Origin of the sequence: Cellulomonas triticagri (assembly GCF_003696205.1) — a bacterium.
Classification (GTDB): domain Bacteria; phylum Actinomycetota; class Actinomycetes; order Actinomycetales; family Cellulomonadaceae; genus Cellulomonas; species Cellulomonas triticagri.
In genome coordinates, this window is the sequence record NZ_RFFI01000122.1 from 2471 (window position 1) to 12621 (window position 10151).

Consider the following 10151-nt stretch of genomic DNA (forward strand, 5'->3'; position numbering starts at 1 on the left):
GGAACGGGCCAAACCCCCGCCCTCGGGGTAGACACCCCGGCACGCAGTGCGGCCCGCCGCTTCCGCGGCGGGCCTCTCTGCTTGCCTAGGTCAGACCCGGCCGGCGTACGCCATGGTGTTCGCGTACCGCATCGGGCTGATCTTGACGTTCTTGCCGGGGCTCGGCGCCTCGAGGATCTGCCCGTTCCCGATGTAGAGGGCCACGTGGTAGACCGACGACGCGTCGTTCGGGTTGCTGCCCCAGAACACGAGGTCACCCGGCTGCAGGTCGTTGTAGGAGATCTTGGTGACCTGGCGGTACTGGTCGCGCGACGTCCGGTTGAGCGACACGCCCGCGGCGCGCCACGCGCCCTGGGTGAGGCCGGAGCAGTCGTAGCCGTTCGGGCCGGTGCCGCCCCACAGGTAGGGCAGGCCGATCTTGCCCTGCGCCCAGGCGATGGCTGTCTGCGCGCCGGAGGACGCGGGCGGCGGGGTCGGCGCGGGCGGCGCGACCGGGGCCGGGTTGCTGGGCGCGGGGTTGCTCGGCGCCGGGTTGCTCGGCGCCGGGTTGCTCGGCGTCGAGGGCGTGCTCGGGTTCGACGGCGTGCTGGGGGTGCTCGGCGTCGACGGCGCCGGGGTGCTGGGCGTCGCCGGGGTGCTCACGGCGGGCGTCGTGGTGCGCGCCGCCTGGGCGGCGGCCTCGGCGCGCTGGCGGCGCTCGGCGTCGACCTGGTCCTGCCGGGCCTGCTCGACCTCGGCGCTGGTGCTGCGGGCCGCGGCGAGCCGGGTGATGAGGCCCTGGCGCTCGGTCTGCGCCGAGGCGACGGCGGCCTCGGCGTCGGACTGCGCGGTCTCGGCGGCGTCGAACGCCTGCTCCGCCTCGGCCGCCGCGGTCTCCTGCGCCTGCGCGGCCTCGTCGGCCTTCGCCTTGAACGTCGTGGCGACCTGCTCGGCGGCGAGGTACCGCTGCACGGCCTCGTCCGCCTTGGTGCTGACGTGCGACAGCGCCTCGTTGCGGTCGACGACGTCCTGGAAGCCGTCGGCGGACAGCAGCGCCTCGACGGTCTCCATGGAGCCGCCGGAGCGGGCGGCCTCGCGGGCGATGGCGACGAGGGTGGAGCGCGCGGAGGCGAGCTTGTCCTGCGCCTCGTCGTACTGGGCGCTCGCGTCGGCGGCGTCCTGCTGGGCCTCGGCGAGGTCGGCCTGGGCCTGCGCGTAGTCCTCGGCGGCCTGCTGCACGGCGATCTCGGCCTCGTCGGCCTGCGTGCTGAGCTGGGCGAGCCGCACCTCGATGTCGGCGACGGCGCCCGCCGCGCTCTGCACGGACCGGCGCGCGTCGCGCACGTCCTGGTCGGTCACGTCGGGGTCGGCCAGCGCCGCACCGCCCGCAGGCACCAGCAGCACCGCCGCCGTGATCACCGCGGCCGCGCTGCGTGCCGCGCGCGCTCGTCCGGTCGTCCGCACCTCGTCCACCCTTCGTCTGCTCGTCCCGGGACGGCCGTCCCTCGGCGGACCCGATGGGTCTGCGGTACAGGCACGACACGGCGCGGGTGCCGGTGCTCCGGCTGGCCCCGCGGAAACGCTACCCGGCCGAACCACAGAAGTGAACACGAGTCACACGGATCACACGAGTCACACCGACGTGGTTCGGGAGGAACCGGACAAGTCACCCTGGGGATCACCCGACCGGGCGACAGTGACCGCCACCGCGGGCCCGCGCCGCACCACCGGCGACCGCCGCGTGGACAGCCCATCTCGCATCGCGAGACGGCTGTTCCACCGCCGAGCACCCGCTCCGTACCCTGATCGGCATGTCCCGCCGAATGTGTCGCTGATCCGCGCACGCTCGGCTGTGCCCGCGCGACGGCCTCCCACGGCCTGCGCCGACACCCGCCGGCGCAGCGGGACCCCGCTCCCCCGCCCGCGACCACCCGTCGCCCCGCGGAGCCCCCGGATCCCGCAGAGCCCGGCACCCCGACGCCCCGGTCACGACCCCGCGTGCGCTCACACCCACCCGCAGCAGCAGCCCACCGCAGCACCGCAGCGCCCGAGCCACCAGGAGCACCGATGACCCAGCAGCAGTGGTCCTTCGAGACCCGCCAGATCCACGCCGGCCAGACGCCCGACAGCGCCACCGGCGCCCGCGCCCTGCCGATCTACCAGACGACGTCCTACGTGTTCCCCGACGCCGGCGTCGCCGCCGACCGGTTCGCGCTGAAGGACCTCGGCCCGATCTACACCCGGATCGGCAACCCCACCGTCCAGGCCGTCGAGGACCGGATCGCCTCCCTCGAGGGCGGCGTCGGCGCGCTCCTGCTCGCCTCCGGCCAGGCCGCCGAGACGTACGCGATCCTCAACGTCGCCGAGGCGGGCAGCCACGTGGTCGCCAGCCCGAGCCTGTACGGCGGCACGTACAACCTGCTGCACCACACGCTGCCCCGGTTCGGCATCGAGACGACGTTCGTCACGGACCCGCACGACCCGCAGGCGTGGCGCGACGCGGTCCGCCCGAACACCAAGGCGTTCTTCGCCGAGACGGTGCCGAACCCGAAGCAGGACGTCCTCGACATCGAGACCGTCGCGGGTGTCGCCCACGAGTCCGGCGTCCCGCTGATCGTGGACAACACCGTGCCGACGCCCTACCTGATCCGCCCGCTGGAGTGGGGCGCCGACGTCGTCGTGCACTCCGCCACCAAGTACCTCGGCGGGCACGGCGCGGCCATCGGCGGCGTCATCGTGGACGGCGGCACCTTCGACTACGGCGCCGACCCCGAGCGCTACCCGTCGTTCAACCAGCCCGACCCCTCGTACGACGGCCTGGTGTTCGCCCGCGACCTCGGGAAGGACGGCGCCTTCGGGGTCAACCTGTCCTACGTGCTCCGGGCGCGGGTGCAGCTGCTGCGCGACCTCGGGGCGGCCATCAGCCCGTTCAACGCGTTCCTCATCGCGCAGGGCCTGGAGACGCTGTCCCTGCGCGTCGAGCGGCACGTCGCCAACGCCCAGCAGGTCGCCGAGTGGCTGGAGGCGCGGGACGACGTGCTGTCCGTGACCTACGCGGGCCTGCCGTCGCACCCCCAGTACGCGCTCGGGCAGAAGTACGGGCCGCGGGGCACCGGCGCGGTGCTCGCGTTCGAGGTCGAGGGCGGGGCCGCCGCCGGGCAGGCGTTCGTGTCCGCGCTGGAGCTGCACTCCAACGTCGCGAACATCGGCGACGTGCGGTCCCTGGTCATCCACCCCGCGTCCACGACGCACAGCCAGCTCACCCCGGCGGAGCAGGCGCTGTCCGGCGTCACCCCGGGGCTGGTCCGGCTGTCCGTCGGGCTGGAGGGCATCGAGGACATCCTCGCCGACCTGGACGCGGGCTTCCGCGCCGCCAAGGGGGCCTGAGCCCGACCCGACCCCCGACGCCCGGTCCGGGGCGGGCGCACCCCGTCCCGGACCGGCACCCGCACCACGACGAGGACCTCCGCGTGACCCACCGCCCCACCCGCACCACCACCCCCGCGCACGGCACCCGCTCGGCCCGGCGCACCAGCCCCGCGCCCGCGGGCCCGCCGCGCGCCTCCTCGGCCTGGCGCGCCGGGGACGACCCCGGGCGCCGCCAGTTCGTCGACGTCGGGCCGCTGCGCCTGGAGGGCGGCGGCCGCCTGCCCGCGGTGCGGATGGCGTACGAGACGTGGGGCACGCTCGCGCCGGACGCGTCGAACGCCGTCCTGGTGCTGCACGCCCTGACCGGCGACTCGCACGTCACCGGCGACGCCGGGCCCGGGCACCCCACCCCGGGCTGGTGGTCGACCCTGATCGGACCCGGTGCCGCGATCGACACCGACCGGTGGTTCGTCGTCGCCCCGAACGTCCTCGGCGGCTGCCAGGGCTCCACGGGCCCGTCGAGCGACGCACCCGACGGCCGTCCCTGGGGCAGCCGGTTCCCGCAGCTCACGGTGCGCGACCAGGTCGCCGCGGAGCTGCGCGTCGCCGACGCCCTCGGCGTCGACACCTGGGCCCTCGTCGTCGGCGCGTCCATGGGCGGGCAGCGCGCGCTGGAGTGGGCCGTCACCGCCCCCGAGCGCGTCGCCCGGCTCGCCGCCATCGCCACCTCGGCGCAGACCTCGGGCGACCAGATCGCCTCGTTCCACACCCAGCTCACCGCGCTGGCCGCGGACCCCCGGTACCGCGGCGGCGACTACTACGACGCCCCGGACGGCGAGGGGCCGCACGTCGGCCTGGGGCTGGCCCGGCAGATCGCGCACCAGACGTACCGCAGCGCGGTCGAGCTCGACCAGCGGTTCGGCCGCATCCCGCAGGGCGGCGAGGAGCCGCTCGCGGGCGGCCGGTTCGCGGTGCAGTCCTACCTGGACCACCACGGCGACAAGCTCGCCCGCCGGTTCGACGCGAACACCTACGCGGCGCTGACCCGCTCGATGATCACGCACGACCTCGGCCGGGACCGCGGCGGCGTCGAGGCGGCGCTCGCCACGATCACGGCGGACACCCTGGTCATCGCGGTGGACTCCGACCGGCTGTTCCTGCCCGCGCAGTCCGCGCGCGTCGCCGACGGGGTGCCCGGCGCGCGCCCGCTGCGGACCCTGCGCACGCCGTACGGGCACGACGGGTTCCTCATCGAGCACGACCAGCTCGCCCCGTGGGTGCGCGAGCACCTCGCCACGCCCCCGCACGGCGAGCGCTGAGCGTGCCCGGCCCGGCACCCGCCGTGGGAGCCTGAGCCCATGACGAGCGCGGGCGGGGACGTGACCGAGGCCGGTGCGGTGCTGCGACGGCAGTGGCGGGTGCTGCGGGACTGGGTCGGCGAGGTCGTCGAGGAGGGCGGCGCGGGCACCCCCTCGGTGCTCGACGGCTGGTCGGTGGCGGATCTCGTCGCGCACCTCGGCCGTGCCATGGACGCCCTCGCCGCGTGCGAGCCCGTGCCCGCCGGGACCGTCCCGCTGAGCCTCGCCGAGTACCTCGGCACCTACGCGGGCCGGGCCGCGGACATCGACCGGGTCACGCGCGAGCTCGCCGCCGAGATCGCCGACGACCCGCTGCGGCACGTGGACGCCCGGGTGGCGGCGGCGTTCGCCCGGCTGGACGACCTCGGCCCGGCCGACCGCGTCGTGCAGGCCCGGCGCGGTCCGGTGCTGCTGTCCACGATGGTCACCTCCCGCCTCACCGAGCTCGTCGTGCACGCCGACGACCTGCAGCGCTCCCTGGCCCGCGCGCGAGGCGCCGCCCCCGGCTCCCGCGCGGAGCTCGGCACCGGCGTCGGGCCGCTGCCCGGCGTCCCCGGGAGCCTCGGCCCGGACGGGCTGGGCGACGGCGTCACGACGGCGGGGCCGCTCGACGGCGACGCGCTCGACCACGTCGCCCGTGCGCTGCTGCGGATCGTGCGCGCCCGCGGCGGGTGGGACCTGGAGATCGTGCAGCCGCTGACGTGGGTGCGGCTCGCCGCCGGGCGGGTGCCCTACGACGTGGACGTGCTCGCCGCTGCCCTCGCACCCCGGTTCACCTCGGACGCCGTGCCCGACCTGGGCCGGATGCTGCCGCTGCTCTGAGCCTCACCCGCGACCCGGCCGCGGGGTCCCGGGGCGCGCGCCGGACGCGCCGCTACGGTGGGACGGTGCTCGCCGCCACCGTGACCTCGTTCTCCACCCGCGACCCGCTGAGCGGGCTGACCGTCGGCGACCGCCCCGCGCCCGAGCCGCGCGCGCACTGGACGACGGTCGACGTCCGGGCCGCCGCCCTGAACCAGCACGACCTGTGGTCGCTGCGCGGCGTGGGCCTGAAGCCCGAGCAGCTGCCCATGGTGCTCGGCACCGACGCCGCGGGCGTGACGGCCGACGGCCGCGAGGTCGTCGTGCACGGCGTGGTCGGCGGGGCCAGCGGGCACGGCGTGGGGCCCGACGAGCCGCGCTCGCTGCTGTCCGAGCGCTACCCCGGGGCGCTCGCCGAGCAGGTGGCGGTCCCGACGTGGAACCTCGTGGACAAGCCCGCCGGGATGACCTTCGCCGAGGCGGCGTGCCTGCCGACCGCCTGGCTCACCGCCTACCGGATGCTGTTCACCACCGGCGGGGCGCAGCCCGGGCAGCGCGTCCTGGTGCAGGGCGCGGGCGGCGGCGTCGCGACCGCCGCGATCCGGCTCGCCGCGGCCGCCGGGCTCGAGGTGTGGGTGACCAGCCGCGACGAGGACCGCCGCACCCGGGCGCTCGCCCTCGGAGCCGCGGGCGCCGTCCCGTCCGGCGAGCGGCTGCCGGTGCGGGTCGACCTCGTCATCGAGACCGTCGGTGCCGCGACGTGGTCGCACTCGGTGCGCTCCGTGCGCCCCGGCGGCACGATCGTGGTCGCGGGTGCGACCACCGGCGACCCGGAGCGCATGGAGATCCAGCGGCTGTTCTTCCTGGAGATCGCGGTGCGCGGCGCGACCATGGGCAGCAAGCAGGACCTCGAGCAGCTGCTGGCGTTCCTCGCCCGCACCGGCGTCCGTCCCCTGGTCGACTCCACGGTGCCCCTCGCGCGGGTCGGCGAGGGCCTGGCACGCTTGGCGCGCGGCGACCAGTTCGGGAAGATCGTCGCCGAGGTCTGACGAGCGGGAGGCACGCATGGCCGGGCGCTGGCGCACCGACGTCCTCGGCGAGGACTACCGCGTCCGCACCCTGGAGCTCGCGCCCGACGACGAGGGCGACGTCGTCGCCAGCCTCGTGCGGTACGCGCCGCCGACGCCCGAGCCCGTGCGGCCGGTCCGCGCGGTGCTGTACCTGCACGGCTGGTCGGACTACTTCTTCCAGACCGGGCTCGCGGAGTTCTGGCACGCGCAGGGCGCCGCGTTCTACGCGCTCGACCTGCGCAAGTACGGGCGCAGCCTGCTGGCGCACCAGACGCCCGGGTACGTCGACGACCTGCGCACCTACGACGAGGAGATCGAGGCGGCGCTCGACCAGGTGCACCGCGACCTCGGCACCAGCGCCCGCGTCATGCTCATGGGTCACTCCACCGGCGGCCTGGTCGGCGTGCTCTGGGCGAACCGGCACCCCGGGCGCCTGCACGGCCTGGTGCTGAACTCCCCGTGGCTGGAGCTGCAGGGCGCAGCGGTGGTGCGGCACGTCAGCGCCCCCGCCGTCATGCGGCTCGCGCGGCTGCAGCCCAAGGTGCCGCTGCCCAACATCGACACCGGGTTCTACGCCCGCACGCTGCGGGCCGCCGAGGGCGGCGAGTGGACCTACGACGAGCGCTGGCGCCCCGTGCCGTCCTTCCCCGCCCGCGCGGGGTGGCTCGCGGCGATCATCGCCGGGCACGCCGAGGTCGCCCGCGGCCTGCACATCAGCACCCCGGTGCTCATGCTGGCGTCCGACCGCACGGTCATCAGCCCGCGGTGGAGCGAGGACATGCGGTCCGCCGACGTCGTGCTGGAGGTCGAGCTGCTGGCCCGCCGGGCGGTGCAGCTCGGACCCGTGGTGTCCGTGGTGCGGATCCCCGGCGGGCTGCACGACCTCACGCTCTCGGCGCCCCCGGTCCGGGCACGCCTGTACGCCGAGATCAGTCGCTGGACCGCGGCGTACGGCTGGTCCTGACCCGGTCAGCCCGCGACGGCCTCGCCGAGCGTCGGCCCGTCGTCGCCGAACCGCCACACCCGCCAGCCGTCCGTGGGCGTCTCCAGATCCGCGGCCACGGTCGCGGCCGCGCCCGGGTCCGCGTGCACGCTGCCGTCCGCGAGCTGGATCAGACCGTCCTGGCGCAACGTCGCCACGAACCGCTGACCCCGGCGGACCCGGTGCCACACGAGCTCCAGGTCCTGGCCCTCCGCGGCGGCGAGCACGGCGAGCCGCGGCAGCGGCTCCGCGTCGGCACCCGAGGCGGGCGCGGGAGCGGGGGCAGCGACCGGGGCGGCGACGTGCGACGGGGCCGCGTCCGGGGTCGGGTCCTGCGCGGGCACCGGGGGGATCAGCGTCGTCTCGTCACCGCGCCGACCACCGGGCGTGGGCGGTGCGGCGGGTGCGACTGCCGGGGGCGTGAGCGTCGCGACGACGGGCGTCGGGTCCGTGACTGCCGCACCGGACGCCCGGGGCGCGACCTGGATCGACCCCGTGCGCGGTCCGGGCTCGACGGCCCGCCGCTCGTCGGTCCGGGACGGCCCGGTCGGCAGCGGCGCGACCTCCACGTAGCGGCGTCCGCCGGGACCCTGGGTCACGCCGAGCCGCAGCACCTGGACCTCCAGGCCCGAGGTCACGAAGTCCACCGCGTCCAGCGCGCCCTCGGCGACGTCGGAGCACACGATCACGAGCCGCACCCCGCCGGTGGCCTGCGCGCGCACCAGCGGCGCGCGGTCCCGGAACACCGCGAGGTCGGCCTCGAACGCCTCCCCGCCGCCCGGGTACATCCGCGCGAGGTCGGACCGGCTCAGCCGCGCGGCGCCCCCGGCGTGCCGCAGGGCCCGCACGAGCGCCGCCTCGTCGAGCAGCGGGGCGACCTCCACGACCAGCGGGCGCGCCGCGGCGTCCAGGGCCAGCAGGTGCGGGCCGCCGCTCGCGCCCTCGCGGACGGGGAGCACCTGCTCGCCGACCAGCGCGGCGGCGTGCTCGCCGACGAGCGTCGCGGAGTCGACCTCGAAGGAGTCCGTGCGGGGCCGCATCGGCTGGACCAGGGAGCCTCGGCCGCCGTCGAGCTCGAAGATCGCCATCAGTCCGCTGCTTCCCTTCCCGCGTCCGTGCCCCGTGCCCACCCGCCCGGCACCGCCACGGCAGTCTGTCATCCACCTGGGGCCCGTCGGCCCGGGAACCACCCATCTGCACCAGATGTCCACGCCCGTCGCGGGCGCGGCCCCGGTCAGGAGGACAGCCGGGCCTCCAGCCGCTCCACCTTGCCGGTGAGCTCGCCCTCGTGCCCGGGGCGGATGTCCGCCTTCAGCACCAGGCTCACCCGGCCGGCGTGCCGGCCCACGGCCTCCGTCGCGCGCCGCACGACGTCCATGACCTCGTCCCACTCGCCCTCGACCGTGGTGAACATCGCGTCGGTGCGGTGGGGCAGGCCCGACTCCCGCACGACGCGCACCGCGTCGGCCACGGCGTCGGTCACGGACTCGCCCGCACCGAGCGGGGACACGGAGAAGGCCACGAGCATGACCCCCACCCTGGTGCAGCGGGGCCCGTCCGTCCAGGGGCGCGGCCGGATCCGCAGTGATCTCCACCCATCCGCGCAGCCCACGGCTCCGAACCCCTCGTGCGTGGCACACCCCACGCACGTCAGCGGGGACGTACCCCGGAAGGAGAGATCACCATGCGACAGTCTGCCAACCGCCTGATCGGCGGGATCTTCGGCGCCGTCTACCTGCTCGTCGGGATCGCCGGGTTCTTCGTCAGCTCCGGGTCCGACTTCGCCGGCACCTCCGGCGGGACGCTGATCATCTTCGAGGTCAACCCGCTGCACAACATCGTGCACCTGCTCATCGGCGCGGTGCTGCTCGGCGCCGCGACCTCGTCGGTCACCGCCGCGAAGGCCGCGAACACCTCGGTCGGCGCCGTCTACCTGCTGGTCGGCCTGCTCGGCCTGTTCCTGGTCGGCTCGTCGGCGAACATCCTCGCCCTGAACGGCGCGGACAACGTCCTGCACTTCGCCAGCGCGGTGCTGCTGCTCGGCGTCGGCCTCGCCGCCGACAAGTCCACCGCGACCACCGCGGCGCGCCGGGCATGACCGCCCCGCTCGCCGGTCGGGCCCCCGGGACGTCGGGGGCGGTCCGCACGCTGCTCACGGCACTCCCGGTCGCCCGACCGGCGAGCGCCCGGGCCCGGGACCGGTCGACGGAGCGCACCCCTGCGCGCGCCGACGTCGGCCCCGGCCCGGCCACCGAGGTCATCGAGGGGTCGCTCCAGCTCGGGGCGCGGCTCTGGGCCTCGATGGCGGCGCTCGGCTTCGGCCTCGTCGCCGCCGGCATCGGCTCCGGCCACCTGGAGCACCACCTCGCGGTCGGGATCGCCGTGGCCGCGCTCGGCCTGGTCGCGATCGGCTGGTCGCTGGCCGCCCTGCGCGGCCCGGCCCCCGTCCCGCGGGTCGCCGTGGGCGTCCTGCTGGTCGCCGGGCCCGCCGTGCTGCTGACCTCGCCGCTCACGGGGACCGCGACCACCGCCGCCGAGGGCGCCGCGCTGGTGCTCGCCCTCGGGGCCGCCATCGCGCTGGCCCTCGGCGCC

The 10151-nt window shown here is 76.3% G+C and carries 10 protein-coding genes; 7 read left to right on the plus strand and 3 right to left on the minus strand.

The features are described 5' to 3' along the window. Positions 1–90 precede the first annotated feature (90 nt). Positions 91–1452, minus strand: a complete 1362-nt coding sequence (locus EBM89_RS17165) for a C40 family peptidase (protein ID WP_122150863.1) — start codon at positions 1450–1452, stop codon at positions 91–93. A 594-nt stretch (positions 1453–2046) separates the two neighbouring features. Here EBM89_RS17165 and EBM89_RS17175 point away from each other — a divergent pair. From EBM89_RS17175 to EBM89_RS17195, 5 genes are all read left to right on the plus strand, one after another. Continuing rightward, positions 2047–3366, plus strand: a complete 1320-nt coding sequence (locus EBM89_RS17175) for a bifunctional o-acetylhomoserine/o-acetylserine sulfhydrylase (protein WP_122150865.1) — start codon at positions 2047–2049, stop codon at positions 3364–3366. Positions 3367–3449: 83 nt separating this feature from the next. Next, positions 3450–4667: a homoserine O-acetyltransferase MetX gene (gene metX, locus EBM89_RS17180; protein WP_233571815.1), complete on the plus strand. Its 1218-nt coding sequence runs from the start codon at positions 3450–3452 to the stop codon at positions 4665–4667. Positions 4668–4706: 39 nt separating this feature from the next. Next, positions 4707–5528, plus strand: a complete 822-nt coding sequence (locus EBM89_RS17185; protein WP_122150866.1) for a maleylpyruvate isomerase N-terminal domain-containing protein — start codon at positions 4707–4709, stop codon at positions 5526–5528. Positions 5529–5593: 65 nt separating this feature from the next. Further along, entirely contained in the window at positions 5594–6556 is a 963-nt protein-coding gene (locus tag EBM89_RS17190) for a zinc-binding dehydrogenase (protein WP_122150867.1), read from the plus strand. 16 nt (positions 6557–6572) lie between these two features. Next, the gene (locus EBM89_RS17195) at positions 6573–7541 is read left to right on the plus strand and encodes an alpha/beta hydrolase (RefSeq protein WP_122150868.1); all 969 of its coding nucleotides are present in this window, start codon (positions 6573–6575) and stop codon (positions 7539–7541) included. Positions 7542–7546: 5 nt separating this feature from the next. On the opposite strand, the gene EBM89_RS17200 is transcribed toward EBM89_RS17195, so the two are convergent. Then, positions 7547–8647: a restriction system modified-DNA reader domain-containing protein gene (locus tag EBM89_RS17200; RefSeq protein WP_122150869.1), complete on the minus strand. Its 1101-nt coding sequence runs from the start codon at positions 8645–8647 to the stop codon at positions 7547–7549. A gap of 146 nt (positions 8648–8793) precedes the next feature. Next, positions 8794–9087: an MTH1187 family thiamine-binding protein gene (locus EBM89_RS17205; protein ID WP_122150872.1), complete on the minus strand. Its 294-nt coding sequence runs from the start codon at positions 9085–9087 to the stop codon at positions 8794–8796. A 156-nt stretch (positions 9088–9243) separates the two neighbouring features. Here EBM89_RS17205 and EBM89_RS17210 point away from each other — a divergent pair, with 156 nt between their 5' ends. Together EBM89_RS17210 and EBM89_RS17215 are read left to right on the plus strand one after the other, a co-directional pair. Beyond that, complete coding sequence (locus EBM89_RS17210) at positions 9244–9657, plus strand: DUF4383 domain-containing protein (protein ID WP_122150870.1); 414 nt, start codon at positions 9244–9246, stop codon at positions 9655–9657. Beyond that, positions 9654–10151 (plus strand): hypothetical protein (locus EBM89_RS17215; RefSeq protein WP_199732180.1); only part of this gene is annotated, 498 nt, incomplete at its 3' end. The genes EBM89_RS17210 and EBM89_RS17215, both read left to right, overlap by 4 nt.